We start from the raw sequence: 14,850 nt of genomic DNA, 5'->3' as shown, positions 1-14,850 counted from the left end.
GTTATCCCAACACTTTGCGCACCGTGGCCAGCAATTGTTCCGGATTGAAGGGTTTCACAATCCAACCTGTAGCACCTGCTGCCCGCCCTTCCTGCTTTTTATCGCCACCGGATTCTGTGGTCAGCATCAGCAGTGGGGTGAATTTGTAAGCAGGTAGGGTTCGCAGGTTACGGATAAGGGTGATGCCGTCCATCACGGGCATATTCACATCCGATATAACCAGGTCGTAATGGCCTGCCTGCGCCGCTTTCAAGGCTTCATCGCCATTGCACGCCTCGGTGACATCAAATCCGGCGGTTTTCAGCGTAAACCCCACCATTTGTCTCATTGAGGCCGAATCATCAACGGCAAGAATCTTCTTCATAGGTTGTTGTCCTTTTACGCTTGGCTGGTTATTCCCGGAAGTTGCATACCCATCTGCTTGAACTGAGCGACAAGTTCTGTAGTTATTCCTTTCCAGTTCAGTGGGATACTACTGTTTACACAATGGGACTGCAGGCACAGCAGCAGTTGCAGGCCAGCAGTGTCTGCCTTGATTAGCCTGGCGGCATTCAGGGTGACGGGTCTGCCCTGATGCAGCAGATCGGCTAACTGACTGTAGATAGGCTGGATATTGCGGATGGTCAGCTCGCTTCCGAGCTCTACTGTGTTTTCTGACATAGAGGCATCCCTTGAGTGCTGGACCTGAGTTCCTTTACACACAAAAGATAGACGCCATTTTGGACTGTCGCCTCATTTACAAGGATTTTTTCTTTTGGAATGGCGTTTGATGCTAAAGGGGCAACAGCAAGGGCAAAACCGGTGTTTTGCCCGGGTTTATTGGAGGGTCAGTATTGATGACGAATCAGGCGCATATCAGAAATCAGCGCCTGATTCCGTATTTGAGGAATGGATTGGCCATCGCTCTTGGGTTTGAATACGGCGTACCTTTCACCTTTGGGTGAAATCACAACGATGGAGGCACTGTGGTCGACCTGATAGTCGGGGCCATCACCCACCATGGTGTACACCATGCCCAGAGATCGGGTAAGGGAATACAACTCGCTGTGCTCTCCGGTGATAGCGAGAAATTCCGGATGGAAAAAGGCCGCATATTGGGCCAGCCTGGTTGGCGTGTCCCGCGCCGGGTCTACAGAGAGAAAAATCACCTGCAGCGAGTTTTCCTGATTCAGTTCAGGATAAGCCGCTGCCAGCTTTGACATGGTCGTTGGACAGATGTCTGGGCAAGAGGTGTAACCCAGAAAAATCAGGCTCCACTTACCAATGAGTCTTTGATTATCAAAGGTTTGTCCCTGCTGATCGGTCAGTTTAAAAGGGGGCAACGGCTTGGGCGCTGGAAACACATAACCCGTGTCCAGTGTGGGTGGCGTCTGGTTATCACTGGAGTTGCCCGAGGTTATCAGCAGTGTCAGACCGCCCATCCCCATCAGGAAGACGACGGCCATCATCCAGGATTTTTTCATGCATGCCCCTTATATGTAGTGGTCAATCAACAGCAGGATAAACAGCAGCATCAGGTGATAGATAGAAAAGCGGAACACGTCCATCGCCATGCCTGGGGTCTCATGATACTTAAGCTGCCATGCCTTATAGATAAAGCCGATACTCAGCAAGGTTGAGCCCAGCAAATACAAGGCCCCACTCATGCCAACCAACACGGGTAGCAGGCAGGCCAATGCAAGCAACACAGTGTAAAGAAAGATACAGGTCTTGGTAAATTCCACGCCGTGGGTCACGGGCAGCATGGGAATATCGACCTTGGCGTAGTCCGCTTTGCGATGTATCGCCAGCGCCCAAAAGTGGGGTGGTGTCCAGGCGAAGATAATAATCACCAGCAGCAAACCATGGCCGTGGAAATCATTGGTCACCGCTGTCCAGCCCAGTAAGGGGGGCATGGCTCCGGCGAGTCCGCCAATCACAATGTTTTGTGGTGTCGCACGCTTGAGGTAGGCGGTATAGACCACGGCATAGCCAAGCAGACTTGCAAGTGTCAGCCAGGCCGTGAGTGGATTGACCAACCAGTAGAGGCAGACAAAACCAATCAGTGCCAGCAGGGCGGCAAAGGTAGCTGCGTGGCTGACGGGCACCTTGCCTTTGGGTAGAGGGCGATTATAGGTGCGTGCCATCAGACCATCGATACGCCGGTCAATGAGGTGGTTCATCGCGGCTGCGGCGCCTGCCATCATGGCAATGCCCGCCATTCCGGCAATCAATGGCTGCAGTGGTACCGCGCCCGGCAATGCCAGGCACATGCCCACAAGCACTGTCAGCAGCATCAAGGCAACCACCTTGGGTTTGGTCATTTCCAAATAGGCGCGCCATGGTAAACGGGACAGGCCTGATACGGGGGTAATGGAGATGGATTTGGCCATAACAACTCCTTTTTCAGGCTTTGCGCCACAGTGCGTAATTAATAAAGACCAGTGTGACCAGCAAAAATGCGGCCCCCAGATTGTGGGCAACGGCAATTGCCAGAGGGAGATGAAGCACTACGTTGGAAATCCCCAGGCCAATTTGCAGCACCAAAAAACCTGCCAGTACCCAACCGGCATGGCGAAGCACCTTGCTATGTGCCCGGCTTATCATGCGAAACGCCAACAGCCCCAGCAAAGCCGCAGTAATCATGGCACCAAAGCGATGCGCGATATGTATGGTCATTCGGGCGTGGTAGTCCAGCACACCAAATTCAAAGCTGGGGTGCGTACCCTGGAAGGGTGAGAAGGCATCGGCAATTTTCAGATTGGTTGTCCAATCGCCCTCGCAAAACGGTAACTCTGTGCAGGCGAGGGCCGCATAGTTGGACGAGGTCCAGCCCCCTAAGAGGATCTGGGCAACCAATACGCCAACGCAGGCCAGTGCCAGTCGCTGATACTGACGCATGCCCGGATCTCCGCCGGGGATGCGGAAACCACTGGTACGCAAATACAGCAAGGTCAGCAGCGACAGCAGGGTAAAACCGCCAAGCAAATGAGACATAACCACCACGGGCATCAGCTTCATGGTGACAGTCCAGGCGCCCAGTGCGCCCTGGAACAAAATGAGCAGCAGGATAAATATCGGCAGTTTGCGCGGTGCTTCTTTCAACCTGTAGCAGGCTACCAGCACCAAGATCACCAGCAAGCCGAGGCTGCTGGCAATGTATCTGTGGATCATTTCCGGCCAGGCTTTGGTGGGATCAATCGTATGGTCTGGAAACAGCGACTCGGCTCTGGCCAGCTCATGGGCCGCAGAGGGGACTTTAAAGTGACCATAGCAGCCGGGCCAGTCGGGGCAACCCAGGCCGGCATCCGACAGGCGGGTATAAGCCCCCAGTAAAATCACCATCAGGGTGCAGGCGAGGGTGAGTTTGAGCAGGTTTCTCAGTGTCATCAGCCAACCCTCGATAATTTAAGCAGTTTACGCAGGTCGGCCAACATGGCTTTGCCTTGGGAGATATTGGCTTCTTGTCCGCTGACCGAGGGATAGCGCATCACCAGGGTGCCCATGGGGTCGACCAGAATAAATTCCTGGGATGCCAGTAAGGGGTTCAGTGCCATTGGCAGTGAGGCTGTGGGTAACTCAGCGCCGTCGAGGGCTGAGATGTCGCTCGAGTCAGACACCAGCACCAGGGGGGTGACCCGGCTTCGCTCAGCGCCAAGCGCTGTGTGGCTTTGATGAATGACATAGAGCCTGTCTTTACACATCTGATCGCAGGTTTTGGGCATCAGATAAAGAATTTGCCATCGTTGTGGTGCCGGGTTGGTGGCGCCCAGGCTTTGGTAACTGGTTTCCTCGGTGAAGAGTTGCCCCTGATTGGTCACCCCTTCGTTGTACCAGTGTTGGGTGAGGACGAGCTTCGCCAGCGCGACTGGCAGTATGAAAGCCAGCAACAGCAGAAGCAGGGGGCGCGCACTGAATTTTTGGGAGTTCATGTCTCTCTCCTCTTACATTTATGAATGATTAATCCCTTAACTCGTTCTGTTTCTTCCTTGACTTCACAACATAAAAAATCACCAACAGCGCCAATGCTGCCGCCAGGGAAAACCACTGTGCCGCGTAGCCCAGATGTTTTTCCGGTGGCATATTGACCGGCATCCAGCGCCTGGGTAAGGGCGTACCCGGCAGGCTGTCTGGCTGTAGCACTAGGTCGATAACCACAAGCTGCAATTGAGTCGCAAGCGCGGGTATGTTGAGCGCCTGAATGCGTATTGGATCGCCCGCTTCGGCGGCCAGTTCATCACTCAGTGGATTCAGTTTGCGCCGATAAATCCGGCCCTTTACGCTCAGCTGGCCATCAATTGGCTCAATTTGTGGCAGCGTTGCTCTGTCGCGGCCCGCAGGCACAAACCCCAACTCCACCAACAACACACTTTGAAATCCATTCACCCGCAGCAGGCGAAACGCCTTGTATCCCACCTGGCCATCCAGCACCTGATTGTCCAGCAGTAGCGTTATCCCGGGGATAAACTCCCCGGTCACTTCCAGTCGGTAACCTTCGAGGTCGTCCGAATCGGCTTGCCTTGCCAGCAAACTGTCCATCGATAAGGGGGAGGCCTGATGGTTTTCTGCCAATGATGCCAGCAATTCACGTTTTTCCTCTGCCCGTTCGAGTTGCCAAAATCCCAACTTGACGAGCACAGTAAACAGCACCAGAGTTAATAACATCAGCAACTTGCCGGCATATCCCGGCTTGATACCCGGAGAATCCATGACTGCCTTTGTTTTTAAATCTGTGCTGGTATTGCTGCTGTTTTTTATCATCTTCAATCTCGGTCGCGCCCTTTACATCATGGTCAAGGGGGATGGCAGTGTCCCCATGAGCCGCTATTTGGGTCGCCGTGTCGCCCTGTCTGCCCTGGTCATACTCTTGCTGCTGGTGGCTCTGGCGCTGGGGTGGATAACACCTCACCCCAGGCCTTACTGAACCTAAAGTACGTAAACAAACACAAACAGGCAGAGCCAAACCACATCCACAAAGTGCCAGTACCAGCTGCCAGCCTGAAACGCGAACTGGTTATCGTGGCTGAAATGGCCCTTAAGCACCCTGAAAAACAACACCAGCAGGAAGATGGTGCCGAGGGTAACGTGCAGGCCGTGGAAGCCTGTGAGCAAAAAGAAGGTGTTGCCATATACACCGGACGCCAGGGTTAGCCCCATTTCGGTGTAGGCATGGATATACTCTTCAACCTGCAGCGACAGGAAGCCCAATCCCAATAAAATGGTGAACCCGAGCCAGATTGTCAGCGCCGTGCGTTTGCCCTTCTCAAGCCCCATGTGGGCAAAGTGCAGGGTAAAGGAAGAGGTGAGCAGTAGGATGGTGTTGATAAGCGGCAGACCCGTCCAGCCCATGGCCTGGGTTTTGGTGCCGTCGGGGGTGGTTTCCAGTGGCCACACGGCCTCAAACGCCGGCCAAAGTACTTCGTGTGTCATGGCGTTATTGGAAGCACCGCCAAGCCAGGGCACTGCTATGGTGCGGGCGTAGAGAAGCGCGCCAAAGAAGGCCGCAAAGAACATGACTTCAGAAAAGATGAACCAGCTCATTCCCTGGCGGAAGGACCTGTCCATCTGGCTTGAGTAGAGCCCCGACATGGACTCATCAATCACATTTCTGAACCAGCCAACCATCATGAACAGAATGACGGCAACACCGGCGAGCAGAATGTATCCGGCGCCGCTGCCACCCGATTTAAGCTGATGTACAAAATTACCCGCGCCGTAGGCAATCAAAAACAGGCCAATAGCGCCGATAATGGGCCAGCCACTCTGGCTGGGAACATAGTAGTTTTGATGCTTGCTTGTCATTTCATGGCTCCCGCCTGCAGGGCACCGGCCAGATCCTTGTCTGTGATGTCATACAGGGTGTAAGAGAGGGTCAGGGTATGGATAGACTCAGGCAAATCCGGATCCACAAAGAAAATCAGTGGCAAATTGGCACTGTCTTTTCCTGCCAACACCTGTTGGTTAAAGCAAAAACACTCAGTCTTGTTGAAATAAGCGGCGCCCTGTCCGGGGGATACCGAAGGAATAGCCTGGCCAACCAGAGCATTTGACGACAGGTTGTGTGCCAGAAAATCGGTGCGTACCAGCTGCCCTGGATGTACTTCCAAGCGCTTAACCGCCGGGCCAAATTCCCATGGCATCCCGGGTTGCACCTGCGCCATAAACTCCACGGTCACAGTTCTGGCTTCGTCTACCTGCATCTGGCTGTATTGCGCGGCTTCGGAACTGGTTTTGCCGTTAATCCCCAATTGTTCGCACAGCACGTCGTAAAGGGGGACAAGGGCGAAACCAAAACCGAACATTCCAACGCAGCCAAGGCAGAGTCCGATTATCAGCTTTCGGTGAGAAACCCCGGGCGCCGTCATCTTATTTCACCTCGGGAGGAGTGCTGAACGAGTGGTAGGGGGCAGGACTTGGCAGCGTCCACTCCAAACCCTCTGAGCCTTCCCATGGCTTGGCCGGAGCAGGTTCGCCGCCGCGGATACACTTGATAACCACCGCCAGGAAGATGAGCTGCGACAGACCAAAGGCAAAGCCGCCTATGGAGACTATCTGGTTTACGTCAGCGAATTGAATCGCATAGTCCGGAATTCGCCTTGGCATACCCGCGAGGCCAAGAAAGTGCATCGGGAAAAACAGCACGTTCACTGAAATCACCGAACACCAGAAGTGCAGCTTGCCGAGCTTTTCGTCATACATGTGCCCGGTCCACTTGGGTAACCAGTAATAGGCCGCCGCCATAATCGAGAAAATGGCGCCGGACACCAGCACGTAGTGGAAGTGTGCAACCACAAAGTAGGTATCGTGGTATTGGAAGTCCACTGGCGTGATGGCAAGCATCAATCCCGAGAAACCGCCAATGGTAAAGAGGATGATAAAGGCAATGGCAAACAACATGGGTGTTTCAAAGGTCATGGAACCACGCCACATGGTCGCGACCCAGTTAAACACCTTCACCCCCGTGGGTACCGCAATCAACATGGTGCAGTACATAAAGAAGAGCTCGGCAAACACCGGCATCCCAGTGGTGAACATATGGTGTGCCCACACCAGAAACGACAGGATGGCGATGCTGGCCGTGGCGTAAACCATGGAGGCATAACCGAAGAGCTTTTTACGGCTGAATGCCGGCACTATCGCCGAGATGATCCCAAATGAAGGCAGGATCATGATGTAGACCTCGGGGTGACCGAAGAACCAGAAGATATGCTGGAACATCACAGGGTCACCGCCACCTGCGGCATCAAAGAAACTGGTACCGAAGTATTTGTCGGTGAGCACCATGGTAACAACCCCGGCCAGCACTGGCATCACGGCAATCAGCAGGAATGCGGTGATAAGCCAGGTCCAGACAAACAGCGGCAGTTTCATCCAGGTCATACCGGGGGCGCGCAGGTTGACTATGGTCACTATCACGTTGATGGCACCCATGATGGAGCTGATCCCCATGATGTGAACCGAAAACACAAACAGTGCTGTACTGTCGGGGCTGTAAGTAGTGGAGAGGGGGGCGTAAAACGTCCAGCCGAAGTTGGGTGCACCGCCTTCCATAAACAGCGAGCTGAGCAAGATGAGGAAGGCAAAGGGCAAAATCCAGAAACTCCAGTTGTTCATCCTGGGCAATGCCATATCCGGTGCCCCAATCATCATGGGGATCAGCCAGTTCGCCAACCCGGTAAAGGCTGGCATAACGGCACCAAACACCATGATAAGGCCGTGTACCGTGGTCATCTGGTTAAAGAAGTTAGGCTCAACCAGTTGTAATCCAGGCTGGAACAACTCGGCACGGATCACCATGGCCATGGCGCCACCGGTCAGGAACATAATAAAACTGAACCAAAGGTAGAGTGTGCCTATATCCTTGTGATTGGTTGTTAATATCCAGCGCATTATGCCCTTTGCCGGGCCATGATGGTGTTCGTCATGGACGCCCTGATGGGTATCGTGGGTCGTGGTTGTCATTATCGTTCCCCTACTTTCCATGATTGTTTACGTCGGTGGCCTGAACGCTATCACCGGTGTTGTTATCCCAGGCGTTACGTTCATAGGTCACCACCGCAGCAATGTCCCTGGCAGACAACATTGAGCCAAAAGCCTGCATCGCGGTCCCGGCTTTGCCGTGAATGACTATGTCGAGGTGATTGGCGATGGGACCGGTAGCGATTGGGCTTCCCGTGAGGGCGGGAAACGCACCGGGCAAACCGGCACCATTGGCTTGGTGACACGCCGCGCAAGAAGCCATGTACACTTGCTCACCACGGGCCATCAAAGCGTCCATCGACATGGGCTCGTCGGTAGCAGGTTCGGCGGCTAGCGGAGCTTCGGTCGATGTCACGGCTTCGCTGACGGGTGTCGCCTGGTCAGTTCCCTGCATCTCGGTCTGGGCTGCGGGAGCGCCGTTACTGCCATGGGCGTTAACATCAGAGGCCTGCACTGTGTCACCTGTACTGTTGCCCCATGCATTACGCTCATAGGTCACAACAGCGGCAATCTCTGTGGCAGACAACTGCTTGTTGAACGCTTGCATGGCTGTGCCGGCTTTACCGTTGAGAACGATGTCGAGATGCTTGTCGACAGGACCCATGGCAATGGCACTGTCCTTAAGGGCGGGGAATACGCCGGGCAGGCCCATACCATTGGGTTGGTGGCAGGCGGCGCAGCTGGCCATGTACACCTTTTCACCCTGCGCCATCAGTTCTTCCATGGAAAGGGTTTGGTTCAATGCCGCAGCGGCTTGGGCAGCGGCGTTGCTTGCCAGTTGCTTCTGGTTTTCAACCCAGGCGTCAAACTCTGCTTCGGGCAATACCTCAACCACTATGGGCATAAAACCGTGGTCTTTACCGCACAATTCGGCACATTGGCCGCGGTAAATGCCGGGTTTATCTATCCGGGTCCAGGCCTCGTTGATAAAGCCCGGATTGGCATCTTTTTTTACGGCAAATGCAGGCACCCACCAGGAGTGAATAACATCGTCGGAAGTCATCAAAAAGCGAACCTTACGGTTGGTGGGCAGCACCAGATGCTTATCCACTTCCAGCAAGTAGTGATCGCCTTTTGCTTCGGCGCCTTCGATTTGACTTCTGGGGGTCGCCAGGATGCTGTAAAAGCCGAAGTCGTGGTCGAAGTAATCGTAATGCCACTTCCATTGGGAGCCGGTGACCTTGATGGTCAAGTCGGCGTTGGAGGGATCTTCCATGGCGATGAGGGTCTTGGTTGCCGGAATAGCCATGGCAATCAGGATCAGAAAGGGCACCAGAGTCCACGCGATTTCGACCTTGGTACTTTCGTGAAATTGGGCGGCAACGGCCCCTTTGGATTTGCGGTGGTTTATCATGGCGTAAATCATGGCGCCAAAAACCACTACCCCTATGGCACAGCAGATGTACAGGATAGTCATGTGCAGGCCATAGACCCTGCCACTTATCTCAGTAACACCTTGTGTCATGTTGAGCGGCATATCAGCCGCAAGGATGGGCGGGGCCATAAAAGCCGCCGCGAAACAATACAACCATTGCTTCACAAGACATCTCCTCTGTCAATTGCATCAAGCAACTACAAAGAAGAGTCACACAGTAAGTCTCTGCTCTATGCAAACTCTTCGGTTCCCACAAAAAGCAACGATGACTTCAAAGTGCGTTGGCGGTTGGTATCTTATTTAATGAATTACAGCTTTGTTCACCACACTTGCACCTACAGCTGAATATATCGGTCAAATACACAATATCCATGGCGCAAGCCTCAGATACTGCGACGACATAATCGCCCGGATATAACAAACAAATCGTTGTTAACCTGAACTACATTACTTGCAGTTTAAATATTGATCAAGATCACTTTATTTTCTAATTATCTGAAAAAATTATCGAAAAAAAGCCCCGATAACGGGGCTCAAAGGGATGAAGAGATGATCAGTGCAGTGGAGAGGCACTGCGAAGGGTGTGACTTAACTCGGGCCTAACTGCAAAAGCGCTGGCCTGTGAGTGAGCATTTACATTTTCAAAAATGACACCCAATGCCACGGCATTTTTGGCTACCAATGCCAATCTGCGTTTATCTCTTGGATCCAGTTCGTTGGTCCAGCACAGCACGGCGCTTGAGGTACCGTTGGTTAGGGCTTTTTCCATCGCCCATAGGGTTTCAACTTCGTCTTTGGCATGTACCAGCAGCACACGGTCCATGCGCACACCAGCCTGTGCCAGAGTGGATTTAAGTCCGATGTTGGGTGGGCTGATAAGCACTATCCATCGGCCCTCAAGACTGAGGCGTGCGAGCTCTGGGGCGAGCTGCTGTATCTCCTGGCGCCCCTGGGATTGAGTGCTTTGGGTGATCACCTGAGATGCGGGGCAAACATCTTTGGCGGCGGAATCTGTCCACAAGCCGGGATGACGGGGTGCGTTACCAATCAGCTTGTTCATAGCCAGTCTCCATTACGGATAACGCCCACGGCCAAGCCTTCGATAGTCAGACTTTGGCTGGCAAGATCCACTCTGATAGGGGCGAACGCCTCGTTTTCTGCGTGTAAGAACACCACATTGCCTTGTTTCTCGAAGCGTTTTACCGTGACATCGTCTTCCACCCGGGCAACGACAACCTGGCCGTTTCGTGCCTGGTTCATCTTGTGCACTGCCAGCAGGTCTCCGTCGAGAATGCCTATGTCTTTCATACTGTCGCCGCGAACGCGCAGCAGAAAATCGGCATGGGGGCGGAACATGGCAGGATCGACCTGATAATACTGCTCCACATGCTCCTGGGCGAGAATGGGCTCACCGGCAGCCACCTGACCTATCAAGGGCAGCCCCGGGTCTGGCTGATCTTCCAGCTCATCACCCGCCAGTCTGATACCTCGCGAGGTGCCGGGCATAATCTCAATGCAGCCTTTTTTGGCAAGCGCTTTAAGATGCTCCTCGGCGGCATTGGCACTTTTAAAGCCGAGTCTGGATGCAATTTCTGCCCGTGTTGGGGGCATGCCGGTTTCGGCGATGTTGCGTTTGATTAGGTCCAGGATCTCGGCCTGGCGAGGCGTCAGCGGTCTCATGGTCATCCCTGTTTTTCTATACAGTTACTGTTAGTATATACAGTATTTTAGTCAGCGCAAGTATTAACCATTTTTCAGATTATTGGCTAATGGCTGCGGCTGTCTGATATTCTATTGCGCTATTGATTAAAGCCAGGTTCCCAATATCAGCATGTCAGCACACGAGTCTTTTTGGTTTAAGTCTTTGCGTTGGATCCAGAAGCAGTTGGTACACACCATTGTGGTACCTCAGGATCCCTTCGCCGATTTGAATCTCGATCCCTCCCGCCCCTTGGTTTACGTCATGAAAACCGAGTCAGTGAGCGATATTGCTGCGCTCCATGAGGTGACCGGCAAGTTGGGGTTACCCAGCCCATATCAGATGCTGGAAGTCGATGGGATCAAGACCCCACGGGTCGTGTGTCTGGAGGGCAGAAAGCCGCTGTTTGGCAAACGTGACAGCAATGAGCCTTTTTTGCAGACTTTCCAGCAACTGCTGGCATTGCACCGTCAGCAGCAAGAGCTGGATATACAGCTGGTGCCTGTAAGTCTTTACTGGGGGCGAACCCCGGGTAAAGAAGATGACACTATGCGTGCAGCAGTGCTTGAGCGGGAAGATCCGACCTGGCTGCGTAAATGTTTGATGATTTTATTCCTGGGTCGCCATAACTTCGTGCAGTTTTCCCGTGCCGTGTCACTTCGTCATATGGCCGATGAACATGGCACAGATAAGCGCATTGCCCACAAGCTTGCCCGGGTGGCGAGAGTTCATTTCCGCCGTCAGCGTAAAGTGATGACAGGGCCTGTGTTGCCCAATCGTCAGGCCATGTTTCATGCGCTGCTGAAATCCGACAACTTGAAAAAAGCGATTGCCGAAGAAGCCGCCAGCAAAAAAATCTCTGAAGAAAAGGCCCGTGAAACCGCCATTCAATATCTGGATGAGATTGCAGCCGATTACTCCGATAGTCTGGTGCGCATCGCCGAGCGCTTCCTCACCTGGCTGTGGAACAAGCTCTATAAAGGCATCAGCATCAAGGGCGCCGAACAGATTCGCCAGTTGCACCATGACGGCCATGAGATTGTGTATGTGCCTTGCCACCGGTCGCACATGGATTATTTGCTGCTGTCTTACATCCTTTATTACGAAGGCATGGTGCCGCCCCATATCGCTGCCGGGATTAACCTGAATTTCTGGCCCGCCGGCCCCATGTTCCGCCGTGGCGGCGCCTTCTTTATCCGCCGCAGCTTTAACGGCAACAAGCTTTACACCGCAGTATTCCGCGAATATCTGGATCAGCTTTTCGCCAAGGGATACTCGGTGGAGTACTTTACCGAAGGTGGCCGCTCCCGCACCGGCCGTCTGCTGGCACCCAAAACCGGCATGCTGGCCATGACATTGTCTTCGGTTATCCGCGGAATTGAGCGACCTGTGACCCTGGTGCCCGTGTATTTGGGTTACGACCATGTGATGGAAGTGGCTACCTATCACAAAGAGCTGTCGGGTAAGAAAAAAGAAAAGGAATCCGTATGGCAGGTTTTTGGTGCCATACGCAAGCTGGGTAACTTTGGCCGTGGCTATGTGAACTTTGGCCAGCCCATCACCCTGCAGAACTTTTTGACCGAAAAAGTCCCCAATTGGCGTGAAGAAGTGGGTGAAGATCCAGAGCAAAAACCGTCCTGGCTGACCCCTGTGGTGAATGCGCTCGCCAATCGGGTAATGACCCGCATCAATGATGCCGCAGCCGCCAGTTCTGTCACGCTTTCCAGCATGGTGTTGCTGGCCTCGGAGCAAAATGCGCTGGAGCGCAACCAGCTGGAGCGCCAGATTGATTTGTACCTGAGTCTGCTCAAATCCGTGCCTTATACCTCGTACGCATCAGTGACCGAGGGCAGTGGCAAGGAACTGGTCGATCGCGGTATTGAGCTGAACAAGCTGACCGAAACCAAGGATGACCTGGGTACCATCATTTCCATCGATGATAGCCTTGCGATTTCCATGACCTATTACCGTAACAACATCATCCACTTGTTTGTAATTCCGTCATTGATTGCCACCGTGATGGTGCGCCACGAAGAGGTCTCCCGCGAAGAACTGCAGGAGCTGGTTACCGAGTTTTATCCGCTGCTTAAGGCCGAGCTCTTTATGGGTGTTGCCGATTTGCCAGCCTATGTGGATGCGCTGGTGGAGTGCTTTAAGTCAGAAGGTCTGATTACCGGCGATAACCGCCTGAAACTGGTAGATGAGCGCATTAATCAGCTGTTGTTGCTGGCCGGTGTGGTAGGCGAAACCTTGAAACGCTACGCCATTATTTTCAACCTGCTGGGTGAGCAGCCCAGAATGGAACGCGCCGACCTGGAGCATCACAGCCATCGTCTGGCCAGTCGTCTTGGTGCCATTCATGGTGTCATGGCGCCGGAGTTTTACGATAAAAAGCTCTATGCCTTGCTGTCGAGCAAGCTGAAAGATCTGGGTTATCTGTCCGACAAGGCCGATGGTGACAAGGTGCGTAAAATACGTGATCACGCCAACGGACTGCTGAGAAGTTCGGTACGTCAAACCATTATAGAGACGCTGAATCAGGAGCAGGACGACTGATGGCTAACCATATGAATGCCGCCAGGCATCCGGTCAAAACCCCCTCGCTGCTGGGTGGTGCCATGATTATCGCCGGTACCACTGTGGGCGCGGGAATGTTCTCCTTGCCCGTGGTGGGCGCCGGCATGTGGTTTGGCTATTCGCTGCTGCTGATGGTGGCGATTTGGCTGTGCATGTTGCTGTCGGGATTACTGCTGCTGGAAACCAACCTCAGGTTTGAGCCGGGCGCCAGTTTCGATACCCTCACCCGCGATACGCTGGGGCGCTTTGGCCGTATCGTTAATGGCCTCTCCATTGCCTTCGTCCTCTATATTCTCACCTACGCCTATATCAGTGGTGGTGGCTCCATCGTAAATCACAGCCTGTCGGGCATGGGCATCAGCTTGCCCCAGAGTGCGGCAGGTCTGGTGTTTGCGGCGGTATTGGCGGCTATCGTTATGATAAGCACCAAAGCGGTGGACAGAATCACCACCATCATGCTGGGCGGTATGATAATTACCTTCTTCCTGGCAGTGGGCAATCTGCTGATTGAGGTGGAGCCGGGTAACTTATTCTCACCCGATGGCGAGGCCCGCTTTGCCCCATTTTTGTGGGCCGCAATTCCCTTCGGACTGGCGAGTTTTGGCTACCATGGCAATGTGCCTTCCCTGGTCAAATACTACGGTAAAAATCCGTCCGTCATTATCAAGGCGATTTGTATCGGCACCTCTATCGCGCTGGTGATTTATGTGTGTTGGTTGCTGGCTGCCATGGGTAATCTGCCGCGCAGCCAGTTCAGCGATATCATCGCCCAGGGCGGCAATATGGGTGTGCTGGTGTCGGCCCTGTCTGAGGTCATGGCCAGCGACTTACTCGGTAAAATGCTGACCCTGTTTGCCAACCTTGCCGTGGCATCTTCATTCCTTGGCGTTACCCTGGGATTGTTTGACTATCTGGCGGACTTGTTTGGTTTTGCCGACGATGCCAGTGGTCGCCTGAAGACGGCTGCCGTCACCTTTTTACCGCCTACCCTGTTGGGGTTGCTGTTTCCCGACGGCTTTTTGGTGGCCATCGGCTTTGCTGCGCTGGCAGCCACCGTTTGGACCCTGCTGGTTCCGGGGGTGATGGCGCTGAAACTCAGAAAGCAGCAACCTGACTACCCTGGTTTCAGGGTGCCCGGTGGCACTGGCGTTATTTATCTGGTGATAAGTTTTGGTATCCTGACAGCGGCTTGCCATCTGCTCGCGATGGCTGAGCTGTTACCTCTTTACCGTTAAAATAT

16 protein-coding genes are annotated in these 14,850 nt (G+C 53.6%); 3 read left to right on the top strand and 13 right to left on the bottom strand.

Translation table 11 applies throughout. The annotated features are described in order from the left end of the window. Position 1: 1 nt before the first annotated feature. The 7 genes from K0H79_RS18215 to K0H79_RS18185 all read right to left on the bottom strand — a co-directional run bounded on the left by K0H79_RS18215 (position 2) and on the right by K0H79_RS18185 (position 4,689). A complete protein-coding gene (locus K0H79_RS18215) occupies positions 2-364 on the bottom strand; it encodes a response regulator (RefSeq protein ID WP_220076773.1) in 363 nt (120 codons plus the stop codon). Between the two features lie 14 nt (positions 365-378). Next, positions 379-660, bottom strand: a complete 282-nt coding sequence (locus K0H79_RS18210; RefSeq protein ID WP_220066049.1) for an STAS domain-containing protein — start codon at positions 658-660, stop codon at positions 379-381. A 167-nt stretch (positions 661-827) separates the two neighbouring features. Then, a complete protein-coding gene (locus tag K0H79_RS18205) occupies positions 828-1,463 on the bottom strand; it encodes an SCO family protein (protein WP_220076772.1) in 636 nt (211 codons plus the stop codon). Positions 1,464-1,472: 9 nt separating this feature from the next. Next, positions 1,473-2,372 carry a heme o synthase gene (cyoE, locus tag K0H79_RS18200; RefSeq protein ID WP_220076771.1) on the bottom strand — a complete coding sequence of 300 codons (900 nt, stop codon included), beginning with the start codon at positions 2,370-2,372 and terminating at the stop codon, positions 1,473-1,475. A 13-nt stretch (positions 2,373-2,385) separates the two neighbouring features. Beyond that, positions 2,386-3,369, bottom strand: coding sequence for a heme A synthase (locus K0H79_RS18195; RefSeq protein ID WP_220076770.1), 984 nt, complete (start codon positions 3,367-3,369; stop codon positions 2,386-2,388). Next, on the bottom strand, positions 3,369-3,911 hold the full coding sequence (locus tag K0H79_RS18190; RefSeq protein ID WP_220076769.1) for a hypothetical protein: 543 nt from the start codon (positions 3,909-3,911) through the stop codon (positions 3,369-3,371). Before K0H79_RS18190 ends, K0H79_RS18195 begins: the two co-directional genes overlap by 1 nt. Positions 3,912-3,939: 28 nt before the next feature. Beyond that, the gene (locus tag K0H79_RS18185) at positions 3,940-4,689 is read right to left on the bottom strand and encodes an SURF1 family protein (protein ID WP_220076768.1); all 750 of its coding nucleotides are present in this window, start codon (positions 4,687-4,689) and stop codon (positions 3,940-3,942) included. Between K0H79_RS18185 and K0H79_RS18180 the strand changes: the two genes are divergently transcribed. Next, entirely contained in the window at positions 4,688-4,903 is a 216-nt protein-coding gene (locus K0H79_RS18180) for a DUF2909 domain-containing protein (protein ID WP_220076767.1), read from the top strand. The two genes, K0H79_RS18185 and K0H79_RS18180, sit on opposite strands and share 2 nt — an antisense overlap. Before the next feature lie 2 nt (positions 4,904-4,905). On the opposite strand, the gene K0H79_RS18175 is transcribed toward K0H79_RS18180, so the two are convergent. The 6 genes from K0H79_RS18175 to lexA all read right to left on the bottom strand — a co-directional run bounded on the left by K0H79_RS18175 (position 4,906) and on the right by lexA (position 11,014). Further along, positions 4,906-5,781, bottom strand: a complete 876-nt coding sequence (locus K0H79_RS18175) for a cytochrome c oxidase subunit 3 (RefSeq protein WP_220076766.1) — start codon at positions 5,779-5,781, stop codon at positions 4,906-4,908. Continuing rightward, positions 5,778-6,344 (bottom strand): cytochrome c oxidase assembly protein, encoded by a 567-nt coding sequence (locus K0H79_RS18170; protein ID WP_220076765.1) that lies wholly within the window; start codon positions 6,342-6,344, stop codon positions 5,778-5,780. The genes K0H79_RS18175 and K0H79_RS18170 overlap by 4 nt, the downstream gene beginning before the upstream one ends. A 1-nt stretch (position 6,345) precedes the next feature. Next, a complete protein-coding gene (gene ctaD, locus K0H79_RS18165; RefSeq protein ID WP_220076764.1) occupies positions 6,346-7,941 on the bottom strand; it encodes a cytochrome c oxidase subunit I in 1,596 nt (531 codons plus the stop codon). Between the two features lie 10 nt (positions 7,942-7,951). Then, positions 7,952-9,499 (bottom strand): cytochrome c oxidase subunit II, encoded by a 1,548-nt coding sequence (gene coxB, locus K0H79_RS18160; protein WP_408733359.1) that lies wholly within the window; start codon positions 9,497-9,499, stop codon positions 7,952-7,954. Between the two features lie 388 nt (positions 9,500-9,887). Then, on the bottom strand, positions 9,888-10,394 hold the full coding sequence (locus tag K0H79_RS18155; RefSeq protein WP_220076762.1) for a cell division inhibitor SulA: 507 nt from the start codon (positions 10,392-10,394) through the stop codon (positions 9,888-9,890). Continuing rightward, positions 10,391-11,014: a transcriptional repressor LexA gene (lexA, locus tag K0H79_RS18150; RefSeq protein WP_203325366.1), complete on the bottom strand. Its 624-nt coding sequence runs from the start codon at positions 11,012-11,014 to the stop codon at positions 10,391-10,393. Before lexA ends, K0H79_RS18155 begins: the two co-directional genes overlap by 4 nt. Before the next feature lie 151 nt (positions 11,015-11,165). Here lexA and plsB point away from each other — a divergent pair, with 151 nt between their 5' ends. Both plsB and mtr read left to right on the top strand, forming a co-directional pair. Further along, entirely contained in the window at positions 11,166-13,589 is a 2,424-nt protein-coding gene (gene plsB, locus K0H79_RS18145) for a glycerol-3-phosphate 1-O-acyltransferase PlsB (protein WP_220076761.1), read from the top strand. Next, complete coding sequence (mtr, locus tag K0H79_RS18140; protein ID WP_220076760.1) at positions 13,589-14,845, top strand: tryptophan permease; 1,257 nt, start codon at positions 13,589-13,591, stop codon at positions 14,843-14,845. The genes plsB and mtr overlap by 1 nt, the downstream gene beginning before the upstream one ends. The last annotated feature ends 5 nt before the right edge of the window (positions 14,846-14,850 follow it).

Source organism: Shewanella sp. FJAT-52076 (assembly GCF_019457455.1).
In the GTDB taxonomy this organism is placed as follows: domain Bacteria; phylum Pseudomonadota; class Gammaproteobacteria; order Enterobacterales; family Shewanellaceae; genus Shewanella; species Shewanella zhangzhouensis.
This window is presented reverse-complemented; position numbering and strand designations above follow the sequence as displayed.

Coding starts and splice junctions, on each gene's coding strand:
- K0H79_RS18190 (WP_220076769.1), bottom strand. CDS start 3,911: ATGAACTCCCAAAAATTCAGTGCGCGCCCCCTGCTTCTGCTGTTGCTG.
- mtr (WP_220076760.1), top strand. CDS start 13,589: ATGGCTAACCATATGAATGCCGCCAGGCATCCGGTCAAAACCCCCTCG.
- K0H79_RS18155 (WP_220076762.1), bottom strand. CDS start 10,394: ATGAACAAGCTGATTGGTAACGCACCCCGTCATCCCGGCTTGTGGACA.
- K0H79_RS18205 (WP_220076772.1), bottom strand. CDS start 1,463: ATGAAAAAATCCTGGATGATGGCCGTCGTCTTCCTGATGGGGATGGGC.
- K0H79_RS18195 (WP_220076770.1), bottom strand. CDS start 3,369: ATGACACTGAGAAACCTGCTCAAACTCACCCTCGCCTGCACCCTGATG.
- lexA (WP_203325366.1), bottom strand. CDS start 11,014: ATGAGACCGCTGACGCCTCGCCAGGCCGAGATCCTGGACCTAATCAAA.
- ctaD (WP_220076764.1), bottom strand. CDS start 7,941: ATGACAACCACGACCCACGATACCCATCAGGGCGTCCATGACGAACAC.
- K0H79_RS18215 (WP_220076773.1), bottom strand. CDS start 364: ATGAAGAAGATTCTTGCCGTTGATGATTCGGCCTCAATGAGACAAATG.
- K0H79_RS18185 (WP_220076768.1), bottom strand. CDS start 4,689: ATGGATTCTCCGGGTATCAAGCCGGGATATGCCGGCAAGTTGCTGATG.
- cyoE (WP_220076771.1), bottom strand. CDS start 2,372: ATGGCCAAATCCATCTCCATTACCCCCGTATCAGGCCTGTCCCGTTTA.
- K0H79_RS18175 (WP_220076766.1), bottom strand. CDS start 5,781: ATGACAAGCAAGCATCAAAACTACTATGTTCCCAGCCAGAGTGGCTGG.
- plsB (WP_220076761.1), top strand. CDS start 11,166: ATGTCAGCACACGAGTCTTTTTGGTTTAAGTCTTTGCGTTGGATCCAG.
- K0H79_RS18170 (WP_220076765.1), bottom strand. CDS start 6,344: ATGACGGCGCCCGGGGTTTCTCACCGAAAGCTGATAATCGGACTCTGC.
- K0H79_RS18210 (WP_220066049.1), bottom strand. CDS start 660: ATGTCAGAAAACACAGTAGAGCTCGGAAGCGAGCTGACCATCCGCAAT.
- K0H79_RS18180 (WP_220076767.1), top strand. CDS start 4,688: ATGACTGCCTTTGTTTTTAAATCTGTGCTGGTATTGCTGCTGTTTTTT.